Here is a 26,526-nt window from a genome sequence, read left to right as displayed (position 1 = left end):
ATGCGTCAAGAAAAATGACGGGAAACGGGGCTTTCGGCCGGTCTGAACATGCGGCGATGCTTGTGGAAAACCTCGGGAATCGTTAGCATTTTTTAAGCTTGAGCTGACGTTATAGTGAGGTTGATTCCGTTCAACAGCAACTGACGGAAAGCTGCTGGCAGTAAGGCTTGGAAAAAGCTGCCCTTCTGCGCCCATGCCGGGCGTAGGCGGTTCCGGGCCATTTGGAGATGTGCATGATGAAGAACAAGGCCGGCTGGGTGGCTCTTATCGTCCTGGCAATTGCGACACTGCTGATGATTTTCTTTGTCATGCCCAATATCAACGGCAGTAAGGACAAGGTCACGGCGCAAGCTCCGGCGCAAACGCCAGCAGATACCGCCGATAGCAAAACGGCAGACGCCAAGCCGGCAGACGCCAAGAGTGCGCGCCCGGCCGCCGCAGGCGACACCGCGACTGCGACCGATGCCAAGCCCGCCGATGCGGCTTCGGCGTTGACCGTGCCTGCCTTCGACGTGCTGCGCGTCGAGCCCGATGGTTCGACGGTGATTGCAGGACGGGCACAGCCCAATACCAAACTGGAGATCGTCAACGGCGAAACAGTCGTTGCGACTGCAGATGTCGGTGCGACCGGCGATTTCGCTGCGATCTTCGATAATCCGCTGCCGGCAGGCGACTATCAGCTGACGCTGCGCAGCATCGGTGAAAACGGCGTGACCACGTCCTCGGATGAAGTCGCAACCGTCTCGATCCCGAAAGACAAGACAGGCGAATTGCTCGCCATGGTCTCCAAGCCCGGTGAGGCCAGCCGTATCATCACCAAGCCGGTAGCAGGCGCGGCCGCCGTTGCTTCCGGTCAAGTGGCCAAAGCCGAGCCTTCACCGGCGGTTGCACAGACCGCGACGGATGTCGCCCAGCCTGCCGGTACGGCAATTTCCGCTCAGCCTCCGGCGACAGGCGATGCGGCTGCCGCCGCAGCAACCGGCGACAAATCCGTTGTTGGCGTTTCGGCCGTCGAGATTGAAGGCAAGAAGATTTTCGTGGCCGGTAACGCCAAGGCGGGTGCGCTGGTGCGCATCTACGCCGACGACACGCTGGTCGGAGAAACCAAGACCGACGAGCAGGGCCGCTTCGTCGTCGACGGCACGATCGAGCTGCCTGTCGGCAACCACACGATCCGTGCCGACATGATGGGCGCTGATGGCAGCAAGGTCGAGTTGCGTGCCGCCGTGCCGTTCGATCGTCCGGCCGGTGATCAGGTGGCAGCCGTGGCGCAGGGTAACGCACAGGGTTCCGTCGTGCCGCTCGAAGGCGGCAGCTTCGATGGCTTGCGTCTGGAAGCGACCAAGGCTCTGAGCCTGCTGAAGGGCCTGTTTGCGGGTGGCAAGGTGCCGTCGGCAGAAGAACTGGCGGCGGCGCGTTCGGCGACAGAAATCGCTCTGAAGTCGCTCGCCGATTTCAAGGTTGCTGACAATCTGGATGCGAATGTCAAGGAAATGGCGGCCAAGACCGCCTCGGCCGCGACGGATGCGCTGACCATGCTGAAGGCGCTCCCCAAGGATGCGGCAAGTGTCTCTGCATCGCTCGGCAAGATCGAGACTGCGGTCGGTTCGGCCTTGATGCCGCGCACTGATGGTACGGGTAACGATGCCGTTGCCAGCCAAACCACGACACCGGCACCTGCTCAGGATTCTGCCGCAGCGGCAGGCACGGCACCGGTTGAAAGCAGCGATGCAGCCAAGCCTGCGACGACGGAGACGGCACAGAAGCCTGCCGCAGAGTCAGGCACTGCCGCTACGGTAACCGATGATGCCTCCGCTGCCACCGGCCAAGCATCTGCCGAACCGAAAACCGTCCAGCAGGCACCGTTACAGCAGAGCAAGACCTCGGTGATCATCCGCCGTGGCGACACGCTCTGGCAGATTTCGCGCCGCGTCTATGGCGCCGGTGTCCGCTACACGACGATCTACCTTGCCAATGAGGACCAGATCGCCGATCCGGACCGGATTCTTCCGGGCCAGATTTTCGGCGTGCCGGACAAGGCGATGTCGGAATCCGAATCGGAAGAGATGCACCGCAAGCATGTGAAGCATCTGCCCTGACCGGTTTTTAACTGCCGCTCCATTGCGGCTGCCGATGATAAGACCTATCTGAGATACAAAGCGGCGCCTTGAAAAGGGCGCCGCTTTTGATTGAAAATAGCATCTGCGCGCCACCTCCTCGATGTCCTTCATTGTCGTGACATCCAAGACGCGCAAGGACTGCCGCATGTGACGTGCGGTGGGTGAACGAAGGCGGGACAGGACGTGGCAGCGCAAAAGAAAACGGTATCGGCGGATTCGGGTAATCCGCTGCAGACGATCATCAATCTCTGGCCCTATATGTGGCCGAGTGACCGCACCGATCTGAAGATGCGGGTCGTCTGGGCGACCGTGATCCTGCTGGTCGCCAAGGTCGTGCTGCTGCTTGTTCCCTATTTTTTCAAATGGGCGACCGATGCGCTTAACGGCAAGACCGATATTGTCGGCGTCCTGCCGGCGGTCTTCACCGGTGCCGTCATGCTGGTGCTGGCTTATAATCTTGCCCGCCTGTTGCAGGCTGGTCTCAACCAGCTGCGCGATGCGCTGTTTGCCAGTGTCGGCCAGCATGCGGTGCGCCAGCTTGCCTATCGCACCTTCGTCCACATGCATCAGCTGTCGCTGCGCTTCCATCTGGAGCGGCGCACCGGCGGCCTGTCGCGCATCATCGAGCGCGGCACCAAGGGCATAGAAACGATCGTCCGCTTCACCATCCTCAACACGGTGCCGACGCTAATCGAGTTCCTGATGACGGCGGTGATCTTCTGGTGGGGGTACGGGTTCAGCTACCTGCTGGTCACGGCCGTCACCGTCGCCCTCTATATCTGGTTCACCATCAAGGCCAGCGACTGGCGTATTGCGATCCGCCGCTCGATGAACGACAGCGATACCGACGCCAACACCAAGGCGATCGATTCTCTGTTGAACTTCGAAACCGTAAAGTATTTCGGCAACGAGCAGATGGAAGCCCAGCGCTTCGATCAGTCGATGGAGCGCTACGAGCGTTCGGCGACGCAGGTCTGGACGTCGCTTGGCTGGCTGAACTTCGGCCAGGCGGTGATTTTCGGCGCAGGCACCGCGGTGATGATGGTAATGTCCGCCCTGGCGGTGCAGCGCGGCGAACAGTCGCTCGGCGATTTCGTCTTCATCAACGCCATGCTGATGCAGCTTTCCATTCCGCTCAATTTCATCGGCTTCGTCTACCGCGAAATCCGTCAGGGCCTGACGGATATCGAGCAGATGTTCGACCTGCTGGAAGTCGAGGCAGAGGTCGTCGATAGCCCGGATGCCAAGGAACTGGCGATCGACAAGGGCGCCATCGCCTTCAAGGATGTGCATTTCGCCTATGATCCGGCCCGGCCGATCCTCAAGGGCATCTCTTTCGAGGTGCCGGCCGGAAAGACGGTCGCCGTCGTCGGTCCCTCGGGTGCCGGAAAATCAACCTTGTCGCGGCTGCTCTACCGGTTCTACGACGTGCAGGACGGTTCGATCACCATCGATGGTCAGGACGTGCGCGACGTGAAGCAGAAGAGCCTGCGCGCCGTCATCGGCATGGTGCCGCAGGATACCGTGCTGTTCAATGACACCATTGCCTACAATATCCGCTACGGCCGCATCTCCGCCACACAAGCGGAGGTCGAGGCGGCAGCCGACATCGCCCAGATCGGCGGTTTCATCAAGAGCCTGCCGGAAGGCTATGGCGCCATGGTCGGTGAGCGCGGCCTGAAGCTGTCTGGCGGCGAGAAACAGCGCGTGGCGATCGCCCGCACCGTTTTGAAAAGTCCACCGATCCTGATTCTCGACGAGGCAACCTCGGCGCTCGATACCCGCACCGAGCAGGAAATCCAGACGGCCCTCGACATCGTCTCGCAGAACCGCACGACGCTGGTGATCGCTCACCGGCTGTCCACCGTCATCCATGCCGATGAGATCATCGTCCTGAAGGACGGCGGCATCGCCGAGCGAGGCACCCATGGCGAACTGATCGACCGAGACGGTCTCTACGCCTCGATGTGGAACCGTCAGCGTGAGGCAACGCAGGCGGAAGAGACACTCAAGAAGGTGCGCGAGAGCGACGATCTCGGCGTCATCGTTCGTGGCCCGGCAGCGGTCTGAGCGTCAGTCGCCCGGTCCTGCAAACAGGATCAGGTTGCCGTTCGGATCAAGCACGATGAAAGTCCGTGCGCCCCAGGGCTGTGTCTTCAATGTCTGCTGAAAGGTAATCCCGGCCGCCTGATACTCAAGGAAGAGTGCCTTGATATCAGCGGCGCTGTCGAGCGTTATCGCCGCCGACAGCAGTTCCTCACGCTGGCGGATATCGCCCACGAACACAGGCTCTGAAACAAGCCGAAGGCAAAGCCGCGCCTTGTCTCGTTTAACGATGCCGAAGAATGGCGGATCACCATAGGAGAAATCGACGGCAAAGCCGAGTTTTCCGGTGAAGAAACTGAGGGATGCGGCGAAGTCGGAGACATAGAGAACCGCCTCTGTCCCGCTGAGATAGGGACGTTCAGAGATTGTCCCGGTGGGATTGTTCATGGCGTGGGTTCCTGTCGTCAGCGCCTCCCATCGCTCAAATCCATTCTGGCGGGCAACAAGCTCCTGTGCATCGGCCAGCGAGAACGGTGCATCCAGTACGTCGCGGTCAGCGAGATGCCTGAAACGGGGCAGGGTGGCGCGAATGACCGCCGCCACGGGATGGTGCCGTTCACGATGCCAGCGCAGATATCGCTTGGCCTGCTTCTTCAGGTTTTCGATGTTTGGCATGGGCGCAACTACGGTTTCTGTCGTAGGTGGGCTTAGCCCCTTCGGCTCCTGCCGATGCGCCCTACAGCAACAAGGAGATTTTCTTTCGTCGCACGTAGATTGTCAACATGGCTGCAAAGCAACCGCCCCGCATTGCTCCCGCCATGTTTTCAGGTTAGGTCGATGGCGTTAAATTTGCAGGAGATGCCGTAAGATGAGCTTGATCAACACAGTGCGCAACACACTGGTTCCGGTGCACAAGGAAGGTTATCGCTTTATTGCCGGTTTCTTCGTTGTTTCGCTGGTTCTCGGTTTCCTCTGGGAGCCACTGATGTGGGTCGGCTTCATCCTGACAGCCTGGTGCGCGTATTTCTTCCGCGATCCCGAGCGTATGACGCCGCTCGACGACGATCTGGTGATCAGCCCGGCCGATGGCCGCGTCTCGTCGATCGCGATGATGACGCCGCCGGAAGAGCTTGGCCTTGGAACGGTGCCGATGCTGCGCATCACCGTGTTCATGAATGTCTTCAATTGCCATGTGAACCGTGCGCCGATGCGCGGCAAGATCAGCCGGATCGCCTACCGGGCCGGTAAATTCGTCAATGCCGAACTCGACAAGGCGAGCCACGAGAACGAGCGCAACGGCCTCGTCATCGAAACCACGCATGGCGACATCGGTGTCGTCCAGATTGCCGGCCTTGTTGCCCGGCGCATCATGTGCTGGTCGGCCCCGAACGACACGCTGCAGGTGGGCGAACGGTTCGGCCTCATCCGCTTTGGCTCGCGCCTCGATGTCTTCCTGCCGGAAGGTGCCGAGCCCCGCGTCAGCCTTGGCCAGACGGCCATTGCCGGTGAAACCGTTCTGGCGGAATTCGGCTCTGCCAAGGGACCGGTCATCAGCCGTCGCGGTTGATGCAAGAGGCGAAAGCGAAACAGGAGCAGATCATGGAAACGCCCTTTCCGCCCTTTGACCCGCACGGTCCGAACGACGACGAGGCCCGTGGCCCGCGCCTTCGAGAAATTCCGTTGCGGCTGCTCGTGCCCAACCTGATTACGGTGCTTGCCATCTGTGCCGGGCTTTCCGGCATTCGTCTCGCCTTCGAAGGCCGCTTCGAGCTTGCCGTTGCCATGGTGCTGGTCGCAGCCTTCCTCGATGGTATCGACGGGCGCGTCGCCCGTCTCTTGAAGGCAACGTCGAAGTTCGGCGTGCAGATGGATTCGCTCGCCGACATCGTCAATTTCGGCGTCGCGCCGGCGCTCGTCCTCTATGCCTATGTGCTTGATCAGGCACGGTCGTTTGGCTGGATCGCAGCGCTGATCTACGTCATCGCCGCCGGTCTTCGTCTGGCCCGTTTCAACGTCATGGCCGAGCGCGACATCAAGGCCAAATGGCAGTCGGAGTATTTCGTCGGCGTGCCGGCCCCGGCCGGAGCCATGCTGGTTTTGCTGCCCGTCTATCTTGGGCTGCTGGGCGTCGAGACGGACCGCGTGCTGGGCCTGATTTCGTCCGCCTACACCGCCCTCATTGCATTCCTGCTCGTCAGCCGTCTGCCGGTCTGGTCGGGCAAGTCGGAAAACCGCGTCCGTCGCGATCTGGTTCTCCCGGTCATTCTGGTTGTTGTGCTCTATGTCGCAACGCTGATGAGCTTTACGTGGGAAACGATGGCCATTACCGCCGTCGGCTATCTGCTGACGCTACCGTTCGGCGCGCGCGCCTGGCACCGCAAATATGGCAGCAAATGGCCGGGTCACCCCGATCATTCGCAGCCCGGAGAAGATGGCCTGCCGGGCGACAAGACTTAGACATGACATTGAGTTCATAGAAAATGCCGCCGGCAACGTTGTTGCGGGCGGCTTTTTTGTGCCGGCGTTCACGCAGCTGCGAAGAATCTCAATCCGGCAGGCGGTAGTCGGCGATGCGGTTTTCGCGGACGATGAAGAGCTTGCCGGTCTCCGTCTGATCCGGACCAACCAGCGGCAGCAACTTTGCGGCCACCTCGGACGGATGCGGTACAGTCGACGGGTCTTCGCCTGGAATGGCCTGTGCCCGCATGGCAGTGCGGGTGGCGCCGGGATCGACCGAGAGGATGCGCAAGGGCAGGCGCTGCGTTTCCCCGGCCCAGGTGCGGGCCAGCGCTTCGACGGCGGCCTTGGAGGCGGAGTAGGGTCCCCAGAAGGGCTTGCACTTATGGGCGGCGCTTGACGACAGGACCAGCGCGCGTCCGGCATCGGACTGCTGCAGCAGCGGATCAACGGACCGGATCAGCCGCCAGGTGGCCGTGACGTTGACGGTCATCACCTTTTCAAACACCTTGGCCTCGACATGGCCGACCGGCGAGATGACGCCAAGCACGCCTGCATTGGCGACGAGAATGTCGAGCTTGCCCCAGCGTTCGTTGATGGCGCCGCCGAGCTTGTCGATCGCTGCCATATCTGCAAGGTCGAAAGGAACCAGCGTTGCGGGCAGGCCGCCCGCGGACTTGATTGCGTCATCGAGATCTTCCAGGCCGCCGACCGTGCGGGCGCAGGCGATGACCTGTGCGCCGGCTTTCGCCAGTTCAAGTGCGGTGAAATAGCCGATACCGCGCGATGCGCCGGTGACCAAGGCAATGCGGCCTTTGAGATCGATCATGTCTGGGTGGCTCCGAATTCATTGATGCGGGCTTGCTGTGCCACACGTCCTGCTTCCCGCGCAAGCCGGGAACCGGATGTTGAGGGAACAAGCGCGATCCTCAAGCCCTTTCGGGCTCAAGGAAGGGGATCAGCCATTGCTGGCAAGCATGGAAAGCTTGGGGCTTACGGCTTCACCATTCTTGTCGAGCAACCGTGTCGGATAGTCGCCGGTGAAATAGTGATCGGTAAACTGCGGCCGGGCATTGTTGCGGTCCTCGCCGCCGACGGCGCGATACAAGCCATCGATCGTCAGGAACTCCAGCGAATCGGCGCCGATGAATTTCGCCATCGCCTTGATGTCGTTGTACTGGTTGGCGAGCAGCTTTTCGGCATTCGGCGTGTCGATGCCGTAGAAATCCGGGAAGAAAATCATCGGGCTGGCAACGCGGATGTGAACTTCGGTTGCGCCGGCATCCCGGATCATCTGGACGATCTTCAGCGAGGTTGTGCCACGCACGATCGAATCATCGACGAGCACGACACGCTTGCCTTCGATCATCGCGCGGTTGGCCGAATGCTTCAGCTTGACACCGAAGGCGCGGATTTGCTGCGTCGGCTCGATAAAGGTACGGCCGACATAGTGGTTGCGGATGATGCCGTATTCGAACGGAATGCCGCTCTGCTGGGCATAGCCGAGCGCTGCGGGCGTACCGCCATCCGGCACCGGGACGACGACATCGGCCTCGACCGGCGATTCCTTGGCAAGGTTGATGCCCATGTTCTTGCGGGCCACATAGACGCTACGGCCGCCGACCACGGAATCGGGACGGGCAAAATAAACATATTCGAACAGGCAGAGCCGCTCCGGCTGCGGATTGACGGGCTTGCGCGCATCGATCTGGATCGAGCCATCGGCCTGGATCTCGCAGATGATCACTTCGCCGTTCTCGACGTCGCGGATGTACTTCGCACCGATAATGTCGAGTGCGCAGGTTTCCGAGCAGAAGATCGGCTTGCCGTCGAGTTCGCCCATCACCAGCGGCCGGATGCCGGTGGGGTCGCGGGCCGCGATCAGCTTGGTGCGGGTCATGGCCACCATCGAATAACCGCCTTCCATCTGGCGGATGGCATCGATGAAGCGGTCGGCTGTCGAGGTGTGGCGCGAGCGGGCGATGAGATGAAGCACGACTTCGGTATCCGATGTCGACTGACAGATGGCGCCGGTGGCGATGATCTGGCGGCGCAGCGTCAGGCCGTTGGTGAAGTTGCCGTTATGGGCAATGGCGATACCACCGACTTCGAGTTCGGCAAACAGCGGCTGCACGTTGCGCAGTGCCACTTCGCCCGTGGTCGAATAGCGCGTATGGCCGATGGCAATCGAGCCGGGCAGCTTTGCGAGAACTGCGGGGTCGGTATAGTGGTCGCCGACCAAGCCCATGCGCTTTTCGGTATGGAACTGCTTGCCGTCGAAGGTGACGATACCGGCGGCTTCCTGGCCGCGATGCTGCAGGGCGTGCAGCCCGAGCGCCGTCAGCGTCGCGGCATCCGGGTGTCCCAGAATGCCGAACACGCCGCATTCTTCATGCAGCGTGTCGCCGTCGATCTCATCGTGAATTTCTGCGGCTCGCAAATGGGTCATCGCTGTTGGCCTTTGTGTTAACGGCTGGAACGCGTTTGGCATATCGTATCGGGTCTTGCGGCCTTCAAGCCGTCATGACTTGAGGGTTTCGCATATCATCATTGCAAAATGCACAGAGCCCGCCGGAGCGGGCTCTCATTTTAGCATCCGGCCTTAGCCGTTGGTAGCTGCGCCGTTGGTGGCGGGCGTTTCTTCGGCCGGGGGCTGAGTGGTCGCGCCAGCAGGGGCCTCGTTTTCGCCTTCGCCGGTCGTGTCCTTACCGCGCAGGCGGTCGAGAATGGTGGCATCGGCATTTTCAGGCAGGAGCGCGATCAGCTTGCCGCCGAGATTGTCGAGCAGCGGCTTGGATTTTGCGGTTGTGACCCAGACCGGCTGCTGCTGCGGGGCGACCAGCCAGTTGAAGAACAGCATGGCGACGACGACCAGCAGGACGCCACGCGCCGCGCCAAAGAGAAAGCCGAGTGTCCGGTCCAGCGCCCCGATGCGGCTGTCGATGATGAAATCGGCGATCCGCATGGTGATGAAGGAGACGATGATCAGCGCGACGAGAAAGACGACGCCGGCCGAGCCGATCATCGCGACTGTATCGCTGCTGGTGTAGTTCTTGGCGTAAGGCAGGAGATATGGGTAGAGAAAATAGGCGGCAGCTGCAGCGCCGACCCAGCTTGCGACCGACAGAACTTCCCGGGAAAAACCGCGAACCATCGCCAGAATGGCCGAGAAGAGCGCGACGCCGAGAACGATACCGTCGAGAATTGTAATGGGCATATTGTCCTACTCCGAAACCGCCTTGAGACGGCCCCACGCTGATTTTTCGCGAACCATATATGATGACGCGAGGGGCGTCTTTCGATGGTCCATGATTGAACACTGTTTTCACCGGAATTCGCCATTTTTAAGCGGCAATTTCCTCAATCATCATTATCCGCCTGCTTCAGGGCTCCCTTCGAGCCGGCAATGCGCGCCACCAGATCCGGCAAGCTTTCCATCTCCGCGCAACTCATGCCGTTGCCCTTGGGCAGGTCGGCGGAGGCGGAAGGCAGGACGGCCTGTGAAAAGCCGAGTTTTTCGGCTTCTTTAAGGCGCTGGGCGGTATGCGCAACCGGCCGGATGGCCCCGGACAGACTGACTTCGCCGAAATAGACGCAATCGGAGGGAAGGGCAAGACCGGCAAGCGAGGAAACCAATGCGGAAGCGACCGCAAGGTCTGCCGCGGGCTCCGAAATCCGGTATCCACCGGCAATATTGAGATAAACGTCGTGCTGACCGAGTCGTACCCCGCAATGGGCCTCGAGCACCGCAAGGATCATCGACAGCCGTGCCGAATCCCAGCCGACGACGGCGCGGCGCGGCGTTCCAAGCGATGTTGGCGCCACCAGCGCCTGGACTTCGACCAGCACGGGCCGTGTCCCCTCCATGCCGGCGAAGACCGCAGCACCCGGCGATTTCGCGTTACGCTCGCCGAGAAACAGTTCGGACGGATTGGTGACTTCGCGCAGTCCCTTGTCGGACATCTCGAACACGCCGATCTCGTCGGTCGGGCCAAAACGATTCTTGACGGTGCGCAGGATGCGGTAGTGATGGCCGCGGTCGCCTTCGAAATAGAGTACAGCATCGACCATATGTTCGACGACGCGCGGACCGGCGATCTGGCCTTCCTTGGTGACGTGGCCGACCAGAACGATGGCGGCCCCCGTCTGCTTGGCAAAACGGATCATCGCCTGAACGCCGGTGCGCACCTGCGTCACCGTGCCGGGTGCCGAATCGGCCGTGTCGCTCCAAAGCGTCTGGATCGAATCGATGATGGCGAGGTCCGGCCGCTTACCTTCGCCGAGTGTGGCAAGGATATCCTCGACGTTGGTTTCGGCAGCCAGAAGTACCTCGGTATCGGCAGCCCCCAGCCGTTGTGCCCGGAGCCGCACCTGCGCCACGGCCTCTTCGCCCGAGACATAGATGATCCTGTGACCGCGCCGCGAGAGAGCCGCGGCCGCCTGCATCAGCACCGTCGATTTGCCGATGCCGGGATCACCGCCGATCAGCACGGCCGAACCGCGCACGAACCCGCCGCCGGTTGCCCGGTCAAGCTCGGAAATCCCCGTCTGAATGCGCGGTGCATCCTCGATCTCGCCCGATAGCGTGGTGAGCGCAACGGGACGGCCCTTCTTCGGCGTCCGGCCAGGCCCGCCGCCGATTCCGCCCATCGGGTCTTCCTCGACGATCGTGTTCCACTGGTTGCAGCCTTCGCATTTCCCCACCCACCGGGCGTGAACGGTTCCGCAGTTCTGGCAGATGAATTGTGTCCGGGCTTTCGCCATCAAATTTCGCTTTCGGGGAAGTCTTCGGAGGTCATGTCCTGGCGGCCGTGAAGGATGCGGACAGGTGAAACGCGAGGATGGGGCGGCGGGAGGTCAGGTTGCAAAAATAGCGATGATCTCCTTTTGTTCCAATCTATAACATCACTTTCCCGATTCCAAGCCGCAATCTCGAAAAGCTATCAGGCCTCGATATACGCCCGCTCATACCGGCTCCCGAGGCTCGTCAGCATCTCGTAGCCGATCGTGCCACCGGCGCGGGCAACGTCATCGATGGCGACATGATTGCCGAACAGTTCGATATAGTCGCCGGGTCGAACGGCATTGTCAGCAAAATCAGTGATGTCGAACAGGCTGAGATCCATGGTGACGCGGCCGAGATGCGGCACCTTCTGTCCGTGCAGGAAGCCGTAGGCACCCGATGGTGTCGCCTGGCGCAGGGTGACGCCGCCGCCGGAGACCGAGCGGTGATAGCCGTCGGCATAGCCGATGGCGACGATCGCCACCCGGCTGTCGCGGGAAAACTGGGCCGAGCCGCCATAGCTTGCCGTGTCGCCGGTCCGTACACGGCGGATCTGCAGGATGCGCGCCTCGGCCGTCACCACCGGTTTCATCGGATTTTTCACGTCATTGACGGCTTCGCCGCCATAGGTAGCAATGCCCGGGCGGGTCATGTCGAAATGGAAATCTGGTCCCAGATGAATGCCTGCCGAATTGGCAAGGCTTGATTCGACGCCTTCGAAAGCGGCCGTAACCGCGCGGAATGATTCGAGTTGCCGGCGGTTGAGCGGATGCGCCTGATCGTCGGCGCAGGCGAGATGGCTCATGACCAGAATGGGCGAGAAGCTCGCGGGGCGAGCCGGATCACCGGCAAGTGCCAGTGCTTCGTCCAGCGTCAGCCCCAGGCGGTTCATGCCGGTATCGATGTGTAGGACGCAAGGATGATCGCCGCGCTCCGACAGCACCGACATGAAGAAGGCCAGTTGCTCCTCGGAATTGATGATTGGCACTAGACCATTGTCGAAGAATAGCTGCTCGTTGCCCGGCCACATACCGGCAAGAATATGGATGCGGCCATCCGGAACGATCGGGCGAAGCGCCACGCCTTCCTCGACACTGGCGACGAAGAAATCCCGGGCACCTGCGGCATAGAGCGTGCTTGCCGCAGGTTCGATGCCGATCCCATAGGCATTGGCTTTCAGCACCGCCGCGGCCCGCGCCTTGCCGGACAATTTGTCCATATGGCGCCAGTTGCTGGCGAGCGCACCGAGATCGATGGTCAGACGGTTGGACGCAGCCTCAAAGGCGGGATCGGCGAAGGGGGGAGTGTGCAAATTGGCCATGGCAAGAGAGATACAGCCAGATCGGGGCGGCTGCAATCGTCAGCACCATGCATCGGCCGGCACCGTGCGTTGTGTGGCCCGCGATCGCAACGGTTGCGATCACGGAAAGGGCGACGTTTCGCCCGCCGGATTACATCAGCGATGATGTGATCAGCGGTTCGACTTCCATGAAGCCTTCGTAGATCATCTTCAGCGCGACGAAGAGGATGATGGCAAGGCCAAGATAGGAAACCCAGGGGAAGCGGTGCAAAAGCTTGGCGATGTAGGATGCGGCAATGCCCATCAGCGCGACGGATACCGCAAGGCCGAGGATGAGGATGTTCGGATGCTCGCGCGCGGCACCGGCCACGGCCAGCACGTTATCGAGCGACATGGAAACGTCAGCGATGACGATCTGGATTGCGGCCTGCTTCAGCGTCTTGCGCGGCGCGCCGTTGCCGACTGTGCCGCTCTTGTCCATGTCTTCGCCGGTCAGCGTCTCCAGGCCCTCGTTTTCCTCCTTCGCGGACGTCCGCAGCTCGCGCCACATCTTCCAGCAGACCCACAGAAGCAGGATGCCGCCGACGAGCAGAAGACCGAGAATCTGTAGAAGCTGGGTGGCGAGAAGGGCGAAGATGATACGCAGGACTGTGGCTGCAGCGATGCCGATTAGGATCGCCTTGCCACGCTGTTCCTTGGGAAGACCGGCTGCCGCAAGACCGATGACAATGGCATTGTCGCCTGCGAGAACGAGATCGATCGCAAGCACCTGCAGCAGCGCGATAATAGCTTCCGTCAACTGATTTCTCCAGACTGCCCTTCGCGGCCAAGGGCTGCGAAGGCTTTGCTAAATTTCTTCCCGCTTAACCGCAAGTCTGGATATTTGCAACACGGCCAGCGGCCGTTGCCGGGGGAAGGGTCATTTTTCGCGGGTCACGGTTCCTCGTATTGGGTGAAGGACGGATCTGCCAGATCGGTGAAGCGGGTGAATTCCGACTGGAAGGCGAGCTTGACCGTGCCGGTCGGCCCGTGACGCTGCTTGGCGATGATCACGTCCGCCGTGCCCTTGACCGATTCGAACTTCTGTTTCCACTCTTCGTATTTCGGGTCGAACTCGTCGCGCGGTTCAAGGTTCTTCACGTAATATTCTTCGCGGAACACGAACAGCACGACGTCGGCGTCCTGCTCGATCGAGCCGGATTCACGCAGGTCGGAGAGCTGCGGGCGCTTGTCTTCGCGGCTTTCCACCTGACGGGACAGCTGCGACAGCGCGATGATCGGCACGTTCAGTTCCTTGCCGAGCGCCTTCAGGCCCGTGGTGATCTGGGTGATTTCCTGCACGCGGTTTTCGCCGGACTTTCCCGAGCCGGTCATCAGCTGGATATAGTCCACCACCAGGCAATCGAGGCCGCGCTGGCGCTTCAGGCGGCGGGCGCGGGCCGATAGCTGGGCGATCGAGATACCACCGGTCTGGTCGATATAGAGCGGCGTTTTCTGCATCGTCTGGGAAAAGACGACCAGCTTCTCGAACTCGGCTTCGGAAATATCACCGCGCCGGATTTTTGAGGACGAAACGTCGGTCTGCTCGGAGATGATACGCGTGGCCAGCTGTTCGGAGGACATTTCGAGCGAGTAGAAACCGACAACGCCGCCATTCTTCGCCTTGAAGGAGCCGTCTGCCTGGACTTCCGGTTCATAGGCATGCGCCACGTTCCAGGCGATGTTGGTGGCAAGCGAGGTCTTGCCCATGCCCGGGCGTCCGGCCAGAACGATCAAGTCGGAGCGTTGCAACCCGCCCATGCGGGCATCGAGCGACAGGATGCCGCTGGAAATGCCGGAAAGATGGCCGTCGCGCTCGAAGGCCTGTCCGGCCATGTCGATCGCCAGGGCCACGGCATCGTTGAACGCCTGAAAGCCGCCGTCGTAGCGGCCGGTTTCGGCAAGTTCGAACAGCCGGCGTTCGGCATCTTCGATCTGGCTCTGCGGCGGCATGTCGAGCGGTGCGTCATAGGCGATATTGACCATGTCCTCGCCGATGGTGATCAGCGAGCGGCGCAGCGCCAGATCGTAGATCGCCCGGCCATAGTCCTCCGCGTTGATGATCGAGACGGCTTCCGAGGCGAGGCGGGCAAGATACTGCGCCACCGTCATGTCGCCGACCTTCTCGTCGGCCTTCAGAAAGGTCTTGATCGTCACCGGATTGGCGGTCTTGCCCATGCGGATGATGTCGCCGGCGACCTCGAAGATTTTACGGTGCAGGGGCTCGTTAAGATGGACGGGCTTCAGAAAGTCCGAGACGCGGTAGAAGGCATCGTTGTTGACCAGGATAGCGCCCAGCAACGCCTGTTCCGCCTCAAGATTGTTTGGCGCTTCGCGATAGGCTGTGTCGCCCTGATCTTTCGTCATGGGTACAATTCTCCGCGCTGCTTCATTCATGGCGTTCCGCCTTTGTCTTTCGTCATTTTTGGTGTGCCACCGGTTTGAGCGGCTTGCTGCCAAGCGTCAATGACCTGGCTGCAACAGTGGCCGCCACAGTGGCAGTAGCGGCCAGCCGTCACCGTTGTTCACAGGGGCTTATGGGCGAACTCGAAAAATCTGTCGATAGCGCTATTTCCTGTTGACCGGATTCCTTTCGAATCGGCGTCCGGCAGTAGGTTGCGGTGTCTTACCCCGATCCATTGCAGTTCACACGGTTTTTACCTGAGACGGGATCAACAGCTTGAAAGACGGACCTCGATCGATTAAGTAGGACTAAAATAAGTAGTATGCTACTAATATGAAAAAGGTACGAAATGTTGAACTCCGCCGTCAATCGCGAACTCTTCGATGCGCTGGCTTCGGTGAACCGCAAGCTGCGGGCGCTGTTTGATGCGCGGGTGAAGGAGCGGGGGCTGACGCTGTCGCGTGCCAGAGCCCTGTTTGCCCTGTCGAAGCGCGATGGCCTCAATCAGCGCGAACTGGCCGACGAGCTCGGCATCGAGACGCCGACGATCGTGCGCCTGCTCGATGGTATGGAGAAGCAGGGGTTCATCGAGCGGCGGGTCGAGGCGAGCGATAGACGTGCCAAGCAGATCCACATGACAGCCCACGGCCGCGGCATCGCCGACGAAATCGACAAGCTCGCCTGCGAAATCCGTGAACAGGTGCTGGGCGGTGTCGATGCGCGGGACAAGGCGACAGCTTTGCAGGTGGTCAGCCTGATGAATGGCAATATTCTTGCCATCGGCCGGAACTGAGCTGCACATGAGCACGGTGGACCAGCGGATCGATGATGACAATGACATCGAGCGCGAACCGCCGGTCGCCGATCCGGTCCCACTCCCCATCCAGCCGCCGCCGGAGCCGATGAGCCCGGCGAGGGCTGCCATCTACATGGTGTCCTCGCTTCTCCTGTTTCTTACACAGGGCCTGGGCATGAACCTGCTCAACGCCAATATCTACCAGCTTCAAGGATCACTCTCGGCAACGACATCGGAAATCGCCTGGCTCTCGGCCGCTTACATGGCGCCCTATGCCTCGATGTCGATCGGGCTGTTCAAGATTCGCGCCCAGTTTGGCCTGCGGCGGTTTGCCGAACTCAGCATCATCTGTTTCGTTTTTGCGTCCGTCCTCAATCTCTTCGTCTCCGACCTGCATTCGGCAACCGTCGTCCGCTTCCTCAGCGGCATGGCGGCGGCGCCTCTGTCGACACTCGGCTTCCTCTACATGCTCGAAGCCTTCCCGCCGGCGCGTAAATTGTCGGTGGGGGTGAGCCTTGCCTTGATGAACACGACGCTCGCAGCGCCGATCGCCCGCATCATCTCGCCGCCGCTGATGGATCTCGGCGGCTGGCATGCGCTTTACACCTTCGAGATGGGGCTGGCATTGATGGCGCTGCCGGTCGTCTATCTTCTGCCGTTGACGCCGCCGCCACGTGCAAACGTCATCCAGAAGATGGACATTCTCAGTTATCTGTTGCTGGCCGTTGGTTTCGGTTGTCTGGCGGTCTTCTTGACGCTCGGACGGCTCTACTGGTGGTTCGAGGCGTCGTGGCTCGGTTTGCTTTTGGCCGGATCGATCGCAGCGTTGACGCTGATGGTGGCGCTTGAGTTGCCGCGTAAATTACCTTTGATCGATCTTCGCTGGGTGTTCTCGAAAGAGAACATGCATATGGCCGGCATCCTGCTTCTGTTTCGTGTTGTCAGTTCCGAGCAGACCACGACAGCGGCCAATTTCTACATGCAGCTGGGTTTGCTCAACGAGCAGACGCAGACGATGTACGCGATCATCCTGATGGCCTCGATTGCCGGCGGGCTAGCCTGCACGGTTCTGATGCTGACGAGATATGTCGAAACGGCGCATGCGCTGGCCCTGGTGTTGATCGCCACCGGCGCCTTTCTCGACAGCCAATCGACGAGCCTCACCCGGCCGGAGCAGATGTATCTTAGCCAGGCGATGGTGGCGGCGGGCGCTGCGATGTTCCTGCCGCCGGTCATGTCCCGAGGATTTGCTGCCGCCCTGGCCAGGGGGCCAGCTTTCATCGTCAATTTCCTGCTGATCTTCCTGTTCACCCAGAGCATCGGAGCGCTTTTGGCACAGGCGGCGCTCGGTTCTTTTGTCACCCTGCGGGAAAAATTCCACTCCAACGTCCTGGTCGAGCATATCCTGCTTACAAATCCCTTTGTGGCGCAGCGCGTGTCGCAACTCTCCGCCTCTTATGGCAAGGTCATCACCGACAAGTCGCTGCTGAATGCCGAAGGCCTGCAATTGCTTGGCCAGCAGGTGACGCGCGAAGCCAATATCCTTGCCTATAACGACGCCTTTCTCGTCATTGCCGTTGCCTCCGCCATTGGTCTTGTCCTGCTGCTCGGACATCTCGCTTGGCAGCGCCTCATTCCGCACAAAACAGCCGCGAGTGCGGTTGCCACCCAGTCCTGACACGCCCAGAGTTCATCCATGCTGAAGACATTTCGTTCCCCCGCGACCATCCTGACGCTCCTGGCAGGCCTTGCCGGCGTGCTACTGGTCCTCTACGCATGGCGCCTGCCGCCGTTTGCCACCACCGTAGAGATGACCGACAACGCCTACGTTCGCGGTTTTGTGACGATCGTCAGCCCGCAGCTGTCCGGCTATGTGGCAGCAGTCCCGGTCAAGGATTATGAGGCGGTCAGGGCAGGGCAGGTTTTGGTGAAGATCGACGATCGGATTTTTGCCCAGAAGCTGGCGCAAGCCAAGGGTACGCTGGACGCGCAGAAGGCGTTGCTTGCCAACTCATACCAGCAGGAGCTCTCGGCCAGGGCAAGCATCGTCGCCAGCGAAGCCCAGCGCGACATCACTGCCGCCGCGTTGACGAGGGCCAATCAGGCCTGGGTGCGGATTCAACCGCTGGCCGAAAAGGGTATCGCCACATCGGTCGATGTCGACACCGCTCAGGCAACGCTTAATCAGGCAAAGGCCGGTGTCGATCAGGCGACGGCGGCGATCGAGGTGTCTCGCCAAAATCTTGCCACCACGATCGGCTCCAGGGCAGGGCTCGAAGCCGGTGTGCGCAGCGCGGAAGCTGCCGTCCAGCTGGCGCAGATCGATCTCGACAACACCACGATCACCGCGCCGCAGGATGGCAGGCTTGGCGAAGTCGGCGCGCGGCTCGGGCAGTATGTGACGGCAGGCACGCAATTGATGGCCGTTGTGCCGAAGGATGTCTGGATCATCGCCAATTTCAAGGAAGCCCAGCTTGATGGGATGAAGATCGGCCAGCCGGTGGTGTTTACGGTGGATGCCCTTAACAAGGCGCGGTTGAACGGCCATGTCGAGCGCTTTTCGCCGGCGGCCGGCTCCGAATTCAGCGTCATCCGTGCCGACAATGCCACCGGTAATTTCACCAAGGTGGCCCAGCGTGTCGGCGTTCGCGTTTCGATCGATCCGGACCAACCGCTGGCAGCAGCTTTGGCGCCGGGCATGTCGGTGGAGGTCAGCGTCGACAAGGCGGCGGAACCGCAACTGCTAAAGTAATTGCCAATCAACCCTTGAAACGCGAAAGGCCCGCGATTTGCATCGCGGGCCTTTCGTTTTGCCGGTCTGGCAAGATAGGTGCCGCCGGTGCACCGATCGTTTTGACGATTACTCGTCTTCGCCTTCGAATTCGGCTTCCGGGTTGAAGAAGTCTTCCGGCTTCAGGGCGTCTTCGTCAACGCCGTAGATGGCGTCGGCCGACGTCAGGCTTTCGCCCTTGAGCTGACGCTCAGCTTCTTCAGCCGAACGGGCAACGTTCATCTGAACCTTGATTTCGACTTCCGAATGCAGGTGCAGGACAACGTCGTGCAGGCCGATGGTCTTGATCGGGTTGTTCAGGTCGACCTGGTTGCGGCCGATGTTGAAGCCTTCGGCAGCCAGAACGTCGACGATGTCGCGGGCAGCAACCGAACCGTAGAGCTGACCGGTTTCGCCGGCCGAACGGACGACGATGAAGGACTTGCCGCCAAGCGTTTCGGCGACAGCCTGGGCTTCGGACTTGCGCTCGAGGTTACGGGCTTCAAGCGTTGCACGCTCGGCTTCGAAACGCTTCTTGTTGGCTTCGTTGGCGCGCAGCGCCTTGCCGAGCGGCAGCAGGTAGTTACGGGCAAAGCCGTCGCGAACCTTGACGGTTTCGCCCATCTGGCCGAGCTTGGCAACGCGTTCGAGAAGAATGACTTGCATTGGTTTAGTCCTTTCGTGTGTCTGTTCAGAGGTCTTTAGTGTCAGTCTCAGTGGTTTTCCCTGCCGGTGACAGCGCGATGGCGCGCCGCGTGTCCATCAGACCCGACAGGAGAAAGAAGAATGCCGGGATCGTGAAGAGCAAAACCGACAGATAGCCAAGCCACAACACGGGAAGCCGCCAGGACTTGCCGCGTGTGCGGAAATGGAAGACGGCAAAGCCGGCCAGCATGAATCCGGCGCCGAATGTGCCGCAGATGAGGGCGCCGACGATTGCCGGAACGCCGCCCGTGAAGGCGAGCAAAAGGCCTCCGAGGAAGGCAAAGATCGAAAAGCGGTGCATGCGCAGCGTCGAGGGCATGTCTTCGCGCGGACGAAGGCTCTTGCCGGAGGTCTGGACGATGCGGGTGGCGATGTAATAGGCCGCAAACAGCATCAGCACCCAGATGGCGCCCTGAACCATAGGCAGGGCGACGGAAAAGATCGATTTGATCTGCGCGATCGAGGCGGCATCCGGATTATAGCCGGGTTCCTGCGCCTTCAGCGCTTCCATGACGATATCGATCATCCGGTCGGACATGGCGCCGTCGTAACCGATGATGACGCCGACGATGAGCATGCCGATCGTCACGAGGATGGCGAGATTGGTCAGGATATCCGAGAGCGGATACCAGGCCATTGCCCCATCAGGGCCGCCAAGCTCGGACGCCGGACGGGCGAGGTTGGCGAGGTGGCTGAGCCATGCGGCAGGGATCAGCGTGATGACGGCGATCAGAAGCGCGAAATAGGGGGAGACAAGCACGGTGCCGGTCAGGCCGGCAACGACGACGGCGGTGATCGCGGCGGTGTTGCCCCAGCCAAGGCCGGCAATCAGGATGGGTAGCGCGGACGCAGCGTAAAGCACGATTGCAAACGACGACTGCGTGTTCGCGCCAAGCGAAAGCAAGGCAGCGGTCACGCCGGCGAAAGCGCCGGTCAACAGCGATGTTTGGTTCAATGTCTTCACGGTTCGCTGTCCTGCTATCAAGCAGTTAGAGGCGTTTCTTGATTCAGAAACAAAGCCCCAACATGGGTTTTAGCGCTGAGTGCGCCGGTGTTTCCGATCCGCGCCCAACGCGGAAGGGAGAAGGTGAGGCGATGCCATCGGCTGTTCGCCTCACCTTGAGTCAGCTTCCGTTGAGTCAATGCCTCAACGGACGGTCAAGTCTTAGGACATGACGTAAGGCAGGAGGCCGAGGAAGCGGGCGCGCTTGATGGCCTGGGCCAGTTCGCGCTGCTTCTTCTGGGAAACTGCCGTGATACGCGAAGGAACGATCTTGCCGCGCTCGGAAATGTAGCGCTGCAGCAGACGGATGTCCTTGTAATCGATCTTCGGAGCGTTGGCGCCGGAGAAGGGGCAGGTCTTGCGACGGCGATGGAACGGGCGGCGTGCCGGAGCGGACAGTGTATCAGCCATGGTCTTCTCTCCTTATGCCCGGTCTTCGCGCGGACGGCGCGGACGGTCTTCACGATCACCACGTGGCGGGCGGTCGCCGAATTCGCGGCGCGGGCCACGATCGTCGCCATCGCGGCGCGGACGGTCGTCGCGGTCGCGCTTCTGCATCATGGCGGACGGGCCGTCTTCATGCTGCTCAACAGCGATGGTCATGTAACGAAGGATGTCTTCGTTGATGCGCATCTGGCGCTCGATCTCGTGAACGGCCGGTGCCGGAGCATCGATGTCCATCAGAACGTAGTGAGCCTTGCGGTTCTTGTTGATGCGGTACGTCAGGGACTTGAGGCCCCAGTTTTCGACGCGCCCGACTTTTCCGCCGTTAGCTTCCAGTACACCCTTGTACTGTTCGACGAGAGCGTCGACCTGCTGTGCGGAAATATCCTGCCGGGCAAGGAATACATGTTCATAAAGAGCCATGAGGCTTTGCCTTTCTTGCGTTAATCGTCACCCGGAAATCGGCGGCTAAGCCTCAACGACTGTTCAAGTGGCTGCGAGCAGCCGGCAAGAAAGTGTTGTTTCGAGACGGTCGAGAGCGGAGACACGGGAGGCTGGACCCCTTTAGGTCCTGACAGGTCTCTTAAGGGAAACCGGCCCTCCGTTCAGCCACCAGCCAGAAGACCGGGTGTTGCGAACAGCGCGCTTATACGCATTTTCGGGCAGGAAGCAAGGGGTGAGGGGAATTTAGGGGGCGGGCGGCCCTTCTTTCCTTTCCCCTTGTGGGGAGGGTGGCTTAACGGGCCGGGAGGGGCTTCTTGTGCTCCGCGCCTGTGGCCTTGCTGCTCCCTAATCCTACCCACAAGTGGAGGGAGTGGTCCGGTATCTGTCGCACCCACAACATGCATCGTCGCCGCGCGAAGGATCGCCGTGGGTTACGGGGATAATTTTTATCGTGGCGGGAACCGGATCGCCTCTGCCCAAAACGGCGACTTTCCCGTGCGATTCTTGTTCCAGGGGTACATTCATGATATCTTAAATACCCTTCGGCTGTTGCCAAACCAGAGCGGGATGGGTGGGTGAGAGATGAATTTTCTTTGCACTTCCGTTGTTGGGACCATGTTTTGGGCGTCGGTTGTATTGGCTGGCCCTTTGCACGATGCGGCCAAAAATGGAGATGTTGCGGGCACGAAACACCTGCTGGATCAGGGTGCTGATGTGGCGGAACCCGATGGCGCGGGCGATCCGCCGCTTGTTCTCGCATCGCTTGCCGGACATGCGGACGTCGTTGCCGTTCTGCTGGAACGCGGCGCTGACATCGAGGTGCGCAATAAAGGCGGACTGACTGCCTTGCATGCCGCTGCCTATGGCGGAAATCTTGATGTCGTGAAGCTACTTGTCGCGAAGGGCGCGGCCGTGAACGATAACAGGAATTTCTATCATATGACGCCGCTTCACGCGGCCGCCGAAGAGGGCCGCACGGATGTGGTCGCATTTCTGTTGGAGAGCAAGGCGGACATCGAGGCAAAGGAACGAAACGGCGTGACGCCTTTGACCCAGGCCGGTTGGCGGGAGCATTGGGAGGCCGCAGGCCTGCTTTTGAAGGCAGGCGCTGTCTGCCAGCAAGCCGGTATCGTTGGCGAGTGGCTCTACACCGAATGTACGAAACGAAAGTGAGTTTTCCTTCAAACCGCACGCCGGCCGGCCAAACGGAGCATGTTATGTCTGATGCTAAGCGAAAAACCTTTGTCACGCGTGCAGCAGTGGCCGCAGGTCTTGCCGGTTTGCTGCTGTTTGCCTCTGGCGCGGCGGCCGAGGATCCCTTGGTCAACACGGGCTATTTCGGCGACGTGGCGATTCGAGGTTACGATCCGGTTGCCTATTTCACGCAGAATGAAGCCGTGGAAGGATCAGAGAAATACAGTCATCACTGGCTGGGCGCGACCTGGCATTTTGTGAGCGCCGAAAACCGGGACCTCTTCATAAAGGAACCGGCCAGATATGCGCCGCAGTATGGCGGATATTGTGCCGACGGTGTCTCGCTTGGTACGGTGACCACCAATATCGATCCGAAAGCCTGGCGGATCATCGAAGGAAAACTCTATATCAGCTATGATCCGGGTGCTGCCGACGGTTTTGAAAAGAACCCGGCCAAGGTCGGCAATTCACAAAAGCATTGGGCAGAAGTCCAGCAAACCCTTGTCACGGAAAAGCTGCACAAGGATTGGCGCAAGAGCGTCAATTGATCCGTCCGCCGCCGCCGGGTTTGTGTCTTCCGTCAGGGGGATAGCGAAAAAAACTTCAGGGCTTGCGGCGTGACATGGACATATTGCGCGGCAGGGTTCTGCTTGTCCCTGTTGCGGTAGACATATCCGCAGACCATGCGATCCAGAAAATAGCCGGCAAACGTCTCGCAGAGGCGGTCGTCCTGAATTTCGGTCACACCGGTAATGCTGGTATTGGCGCTGCGATAGGCGGTGTTTCCTGCCGTGTCGAAATACTGGATGAAATCGGTGCCGTTCTTGTGCTTGCCGGTCCATGTCTTGTTGTTCACCAGATTTCGCAGGTCTGCCCCGCTGAGCCGATCGGCCTTGGCGCCTTCAAACCCGAAAGGCCATTCGGGAATGCCGGCTGCCCGCAGGCCGGTCAGGTGATACTGCAGGTCGTCCTCGTGCCAGTAGTCATAGAGATAGCCGTAATAGGTCAGATTGCTGTCGGGAAACAGTTCAAGCAACCTTGCCTTTTCTTCAGCACCGCGCGTCCGGTCGCCCTGCGTCATGTATGCCGCCGCCAGATATTCATGCACCGGTTCGGCGTTGGGCAGCGCTATCCGCGCCGCTTCCATGAAGGGGATGGCCCGCTCGTTGTCGCGCGCCGTGTAAAAGACGATGCCGGCCAGGAGCTGAAAACTTGGCGGCGGGGAGGGGTCAAGCCGCAGAGCCTTCTCCATTTCAGCGATGGCCTGTTCATGGCTACCGGTGTGGGCGAGAATGAGTGCCAGATTTCCAAAGGCTTCCGCATCGCTTGGCTGGGCTTCCACCGCCTGGTTGGCGGACGCAATCGCCTCGGTCTCCCGCCCGTCGACCAGTTGAAGCAAGGCAAGTACAGCCAGCGCCCTGGCGTTTTTGGCATCCAGCTTCAAGGCTTGCCCCGCCGCGTCGTAGGCGATCTTGCGGGCCACGGCCGCCGACCAGAGATAGGTGTAGTCGTTGCGCCAGACATCGACGGCGACGCGGGCGATGCCGGCGTGAGCATTGGCAAAGTTTGGATCGAGATCGATTGCTTTCTGGTAAAACGACAGGGTCCTGCGATAGGTCTCGACGTCGCTATAGGTTATGCCCTCCTGTTCCGCTCTCAGATAATAATCGTAGGCCTCCAGATTGTCGGTGGGGATTCGCGCCAACTGGTCCCGCTCGCCCTCGCTGAGCTTGACGGCCAGGGCCGAGATGATCTTGCCGATGACATCGTCTTGCACGGCAAAGAGGTCGGCATACTGGCGATCGTAGCGTTCGGCCCAGAGCGACAGTCCGGTGAGCGCATCGATCAGCTTGACGTTGATCCGCAATCTTGCTCCCGCCCGCTGCAATGTGCCTTCCAGAACGTAGTGGACGCCGAGTTCCGCAGCCACGTCCTGAATCTTTCCGGATGCATCGCCGATCGCGAAAACGGAATGGCGTGCGATGACGAATAGGCCGGACACCTTCGACAGTTCGGTGATGAGATCGTCTGTCAGCCCTTCAGCAAGGTGATCATGTTCCTTGTCGCCGCTGACATTGATAAAGGGCAATACGGCGACCGAGGGCTTGTCCGGCAGCGGGTAAGCCAGACGGTTCACGGCCGCAGGCGTCTGGAGAAGTGTCCACGGTTGCCACCAGAAGGCAGCACCCGCCAACAGAAGGGCAAGTATCGCCACCATTGCGGCCGGAACCCGCCAGGAACGCCGTTTTCTGGGGGCGCCAATCGTTATGCCCGCCACTGCCGGGTTCAGCAAAATCCGGTATACCCGGATAGGCTCACTGATGCTTTTGACCTTCTGTTCGCCGAGCGAGGCATAGCCGACCGCAAGCTTCGTCTTCACCTGGTCATAGGCCGTTCCGGAAATGGCGATGCCGCCCGGTTCGGCCAGCGCCTGTATCCGGTCCGCAATGTTGACGCTGTCGCCATGGATGTCCTCCCCCTCGACGATGATGTCGCCGAGATTGACACCGATGCGGAACTCAAGCCGGAGATGGGGTGGCGTGGCGGCATTCTGCTTTGCTTTCTGCTGCTGCACGCCTATCGCACAGCGCAAGGCATCAACGACGCTATGGAATTCCACCAGCACGCCGTCTCCCATGGTCTTGACCAGCCGGCCATTGTGCTCAGCAATCGCCGGCTCGAAGATCTGTTTCATGTCGGTCTGGAAACGAACGCGCGTGCCTTCCTCGTCGATCTGGCTCAAACGACTGTAACCAACGACATCGGCGATCAGGATTGCTGCGAGATGGCGCTCCATATCCGGGCTTTCTCGGCGTGCTCTGGGCATTATCCTACAGTAGGTCTATCGCCGATGCCATCGCGGCTGTCCGAATCAAGAGCTGTCAGGACAGGCCTGCCGGCCCCATCCGCCTTTCATGACGTCGGCTGGCAGCACCTCATCCTTCGCGCCGATATCCCTCACCATTTTGCTCCCACCCGCTCATGACCTTCAAACGAGGGAAAGTGCGGCAGGACCTCCTCGGCCAGTTCCTGGATAATCTCCTTAACAGGGCGTTGAGAAAACTGGATGCCAAGGGCCGCATGATTGACACCGGCCTCCCGCCACGCATGAAGCAGCGCGATCAGGCCTTTTCTGCCGGTTCGGAGCACGAAACCGCCCTGCAGCGGGGTGGGTGGGAAGTCGGTATCATCGACCAGATCGAGCCATTCGTTGGTCATATGCGGCCTGAACCCGCCATCAGGGATAAGATTGCGCCATGCACGGATGTTGGCGGCAAGCCGTTTGGGGCCATCCGCGGTATGGGTAGCCTGCGGATATGTCAGCCAGCCATCCGCGTGCTCAGCCACCCATTCCGGCGACTGCCGGCTTGATCCTGTCACAATGAGCGGGATACGCCCTGTTACGGCCTTGGGCATGAGGGTCGCCTCCTGGATCGTGCCCAGAGTTCCGCGGATGGAAGGTTGGCCTGCGGCGACAAGCTGGCGAAACCAGGCGACGGTTTCGGCGAAACGTGCGCTTCGCGTGTCGAAATCAATGCCATAAGCCGGGAACTCGACAGGCCGGTCGCCAGACGCAATGCCCATCACCAGCCGCCCACCCGACAGATGGTCGATCGTTGTCGACATTTTCGCAAGGTCGATGGGATGGCGCAAACTAAAGATCGCGCTTCCGGTTGCCAGCGCAATGCGTTCGGTCTTCGCCGCCAGATAGGCGAGATAGGTGAACGGGTCGAAGACCTGTCCCGCGTCACCGAAGTTCGGATCGTAGAGCGGGACGTCGCGGACCCACACGGCCGCAAAACCGCGCCGATCAATATCGGCAACGTGCTCGGCCTGGCCTTCCAGCACCCGCATGTCACCCTGCCAGAAACGCAGCGGCAGGAAGATACCGATGGTCAGGTGGCCGGGTGCGAACATGCGGCGATAGCCCGGATGCGCCGCGAAGGCGTCAAAGGAAGCGCCTCCAGGCAGGCTGTCCGTCGATACAGTGTTGTTGATGATGTTCATCGTGATGGTATCC

23 protein-coding genes are annotated in these 26,526 nt (G+C 60.6%); 9 read left to right on the top strand and 14 right to left on the bottom strand.

All coding sequences use genetic code 11. The annotated features are described in order from the left end of the window. Positions 1–233: 233 nt before the first annotated feature. Together ASC96_RS13465 and ASC96_RS13460 are read left to right on the top strand one after the other, a co-directional pair. Positions 234–2,099 carry a LysM peptidoglycan-binding domain-containing protein gene (locus ASC96_RS13465; protein ID WP_060503565.1) on the top strand — a complete coding sequence of 622 codons (1,866 nt, stop codon included), beginning with the start codon at positions 234–236 and terminating at the stop codon, positions 2,097–2,099. A 204-nt stretch (positions 2,100–2,303) separates the two neighbouring features. After that, the gene (locus ASC96_RS13460) at positions 2,304–4,190 is read left to right on the top strand and encodes an ABC transporter ATP-binding protein/permease (RefSeq protein WP_060503564.1); all 1,887 of its coding nucleotides are present in this window, start codon (positions 2,304–2,306) and stop codon (positions 4,188–4,190) included. A 3-nt stretch (positions 4,191–4,193) separates the two neighbouring features. Here the strand turns inward: ASC96_RS13460 and ASC96_RS13455 are convergent, their stop codons facing one another. Beyond that, positions 4,194–4,841, bottom strand: a complete 648-nt coding sequence (locus tag ASC96_RS13455; RefSeq protein WP_060503563.1) for a VOC family protein — start codon at positions 4,839–4,841, stop codon at positions 4,194–4,196. Positions 4,842–5,034: 193 nt separating this feature from the next. Here ASC96_RS13455 and ASC96_RS13450 point away from each other — a divergent pair, with 193 nt between their 5' ends. Further along, entirely contained in the window at positions 5,035–5,733 is a 699-nt protein-coding gene (locus tag ASC96_RS13450; RefSeq protein ID WP_060503562.1) for a phosphatidylserine decarboxylase, read from the top strand. A 32-nt stretch (positions 5,734–5,765) separates the two neighbouring features. Beyond that, on the top strand, positions 5,766–6,623 hold the full coding sequence (pssA, locus tag ASC96_RS13445) for a CDP-diacylglycerol--serine O-phosphatidyltransferase (RefSeq protein WP_060503811.1): 858 nt from the start codon (positions 5,766–5,768) through the stop codon (positions 6,621–6,623). A gap of 88 nt (positions 6,624–6,711) precedes the next feature. Here pssA and ASC96_RS13440 read toward each other — a convergent pair whose 3' ends face one another. The 7 genes from ASC96_RS13440 to ASC96_RS13410 all read right to left on the bottom strand — a co-directional run bounded on the left by ASC96_RS13440 (position 6,712) and on the right by ASC96_RS13410 (position 15,142). Beyond that, on the bottom strand, positions 6,712–7,452 hold the full coding sequence (locus ASC96_RS13440; RefSeq protein ID WP_060503561.1) for an SDR family NAD(P)-dependent oxidoreductase: 741 nt from the start codon (positions 7,450–7,452) through the stop codon (positions 6,712–6,714). 129 nt (positions 7,453–7,581) lie between these two features. Continuing rightward, positions 7,582–9,072 (bottom strand): amidophosphoribosyltransferase, encoded by a 1,491-nt coding sequence (purF, locus tag ASC96_RS13435; protein ID WP_060503560.1) that lies wholly within the window; start codon positions 9,070–9,072, stop codon positions 7,582–7,584. 153 nt (positions 9,073–9,225) lie between these two features. Continuing rightward, a complete protein-coding gene (locus ASC96_RS13430) occupies positions 9,226–9,840 on the bottom strand; it encodes a CvpA family protein (protein WP_060503559.1) in 615 nt (204 codons plus the stop codon). Between the two features lie 143 nt (positions 9,841–9,983). Then, on the bottom strand, positions 9,984–11,387 hold the full coding sequence (gene radA, locus ASC96_RS13425) for a DNA repair protein RadA (protein WP_060503558.1): 1,404 nt from the start codon (positions 11,385–11,387) through the stop codon (positions 9,984–9,986). Positions 11,388–11,566: 179 nt separating this feature from the next. After that, entirely contained in the window at positions 11,567–12,727 is a 1,161-nt protein-coding gene (gene alr, locus ASC96_RS13420; RefSeq protein ID WP_060503557.1) for an alanine racemase, read from the bottom strand. A 130-nt stretch (positions 12,728–12,857) separates the two neighbouring features. After that, positions 12,858–13,505 (bottom strand): TerC family protein, encoded by a 648-nt coding sequence (locus tag ASC96_RS13415; protein WP_060503556.1) that lies wholly within the window; start codon positions 13,503–13,505, stop codon positions 12,858–12,860. Positions 13,506–13,639: 134 nt separating this feature from the next. Then, entirely contained in the window at positions 13,640–15,142 is a 1,503-nt protein-coding gene (locus ASC96_RS13410; RefSeq protein ID WP_060503555.1) for a replicative DNA helicase, read from the bottom strand. Positions 15,143–15,498: 356 nt separating this feature from the next. Here ASC96_RS13410 and ASC96_RS13405 point away from each other — a divergent pair, with 356 nt between their 5' ends. The 3 genes from ASC96_RS13405 to ASC96_RS13395 all read left to right on the top strand — a co-directional run bounded on the left by ASC96_RS13405 (position 15,499) and on the right by ASC96_RS13395 (position 18,697). After that, entirely contained in the window at positions 15,499–15,942 is a 444-nt protein-coding gene (locus ASC96_RS13405) for a MarR family transcriptional regulator (protein ID WP_060503554.1), read from the top strand. A 109-nt stretch (positions 15,943–16,051) separates the two neighbouring features. Continuing rightward, complete coding sequence (locus tag ASC96_RS13400) at positions 16,052–17,623, top strand: MFS transporter (protein WP_244482047.1); 1,572 nt, start codon at positions 16,052–16,054, stop codon at positions 17,621–17,623. Positions 17,624–17,641: 18 nt separating this feature from the next. After that, positions 17,642–18,697, top strand: a complete 1,056-nt coding sequence (locus ASC96_RS13395; RefSeq protein ID WP_060503552.1) for an HlyD family secretion protein — start codon at positions 17,642–17,644, stop codon at positions 18,695–18,697. 108 nt (positions 18,698–18,805) lie between these two features. Here ASC96_RS13395 and rplI read toward each other — a convergent pair whose 3' ends face one another. The 4 genes from rplI to rpsF all read right to left on the bottom strand — a co-directional run bounded on the left by rplI (position 18,806) and on the right by rpsF (position 21,290). Beyond that, the gene (rplI, locus tag ASC96_RS13390; protein WP_060503551.1) at positions 18,806–19,381 is read right to left on the bottom strand and encodes a 50S ribosomal protein L9; all 576 of its coding nucleotides are present in this window, start codon (positions 19,379–19,381) and stop codon (positions 18,806–18,808) included. A 25-nt stretch (positions 19,382–19,406) separates the two neighbouring features. Then, positions 19,407–20,384 (bottom strand): DUF2232 domain-containing protein, encoded by a 978-nt coding sequence (locus tag ASC96_RS13385; RefSeq protein WP_060503550.1) that lies wholly within the window; start codon positions 20,382–20,384, stop codon positions 19,407–19,409. Positions 20,385–20,585: 201 nt separating this feature from the next. Further along, entirely contained in the window at positions 20,586–20,834 is a 249-nt protein-coding gene (gene rpsR, locus ASC96_RS13380; RefSeq protein ID WP_037107250.1) for a 30S ribosomal protein S18, read from the bottom strand. 12 nt (positions 20,835–20,846) lie between these two features. Then, positions 20,847–21,290, bottom strand: coding sequence for a 30S ribosomal protein S6 (gene rpsF / locus ASC96_RS13375; protein WP_037107253.1), 444 nt, complete (start codon positions 21,288–21,290; stop codon positions 20,847–20,849). A gap of 603 nt (positions 21,291–21,893) precedes the next feature. On the opposite strand from rpsF, the gene ASC96_RS13370 reads away from it, so the two are divergent. Both ASC96_RS13370 and ASC96_RS13365 read left to right on the top strand, forming a co-directional pair. Then, positions 21,894–22,484 carry an ankyrin repeat domain-containing protein gene (locus tag ASC96_RS13370; protein ID WP_060503549.1) on the top strand — a complete coding sequence of 197 codons (591 nt, stop codon included), beginning with the start codon at positions 21,894–21,896 and terminating at the stop codon, positions 22,482–22,484. A 44-nt stretch (positions 22,485–22,528) separates the two neighbouring features. After that, complete coding sequence (locus tag ASC96_RS13365; RefSeq protein WP_060503548.1) at positions 22,529–23,053, top strand: YHS domain-containing (seleno)protein; 525 nt, start codon at positions 22,529–22,531, stop codon at positions 23,051–23,053. Between the two features lie 32 nt (positions 23,054–23,085). Here ASC96_RS13365 and ASC96_RS13360 read toward each other — a convergent pair whose 3' ends face one another. Both ASC96_RS13360 and ASC96_RS13355 read right to left on the bottom strand, forming a co-directional pair. Further along, a complete protein-coding gene (locus ASC96_RS13360) occupies positions 23,086–25,302 on the bottom strand; it encodes an adenylate/guanylate cyclase domain-containing protein (RefSeq protein WP_060503547.1) in 2,217 nt (738 codons plus the stop codon). Between the two features lie 161 nt (positions 25,303–25,463). Beyond that, positions 25,464–26,513, bottom strand: coding sequence for an LLM class oxidoreductase (locus tag ASC96_RS13355; RefSeq protein WP_060503546.1), 1,050 nt, complete (start codon positions 26,511–26,513; stop codon positions 25,464–25,466). Positions 26,514–26,526 lie beyond the last annotated feature (13 nt).

It is taken from the genome of Rhizobium sp. Root1204 (genome assembly GCF_001424965.1).
Taxonomy (GTDB): Bacteria; Pseudomonadota; Alphaproteobacteria; order Rhizobiales; family Rhizobiaceae; genus Pararhizobium.
Note: the sequence above shows the minus strand (reverse complement) of the source record. Positions and strands in the feature narration are given on the sequence as shown.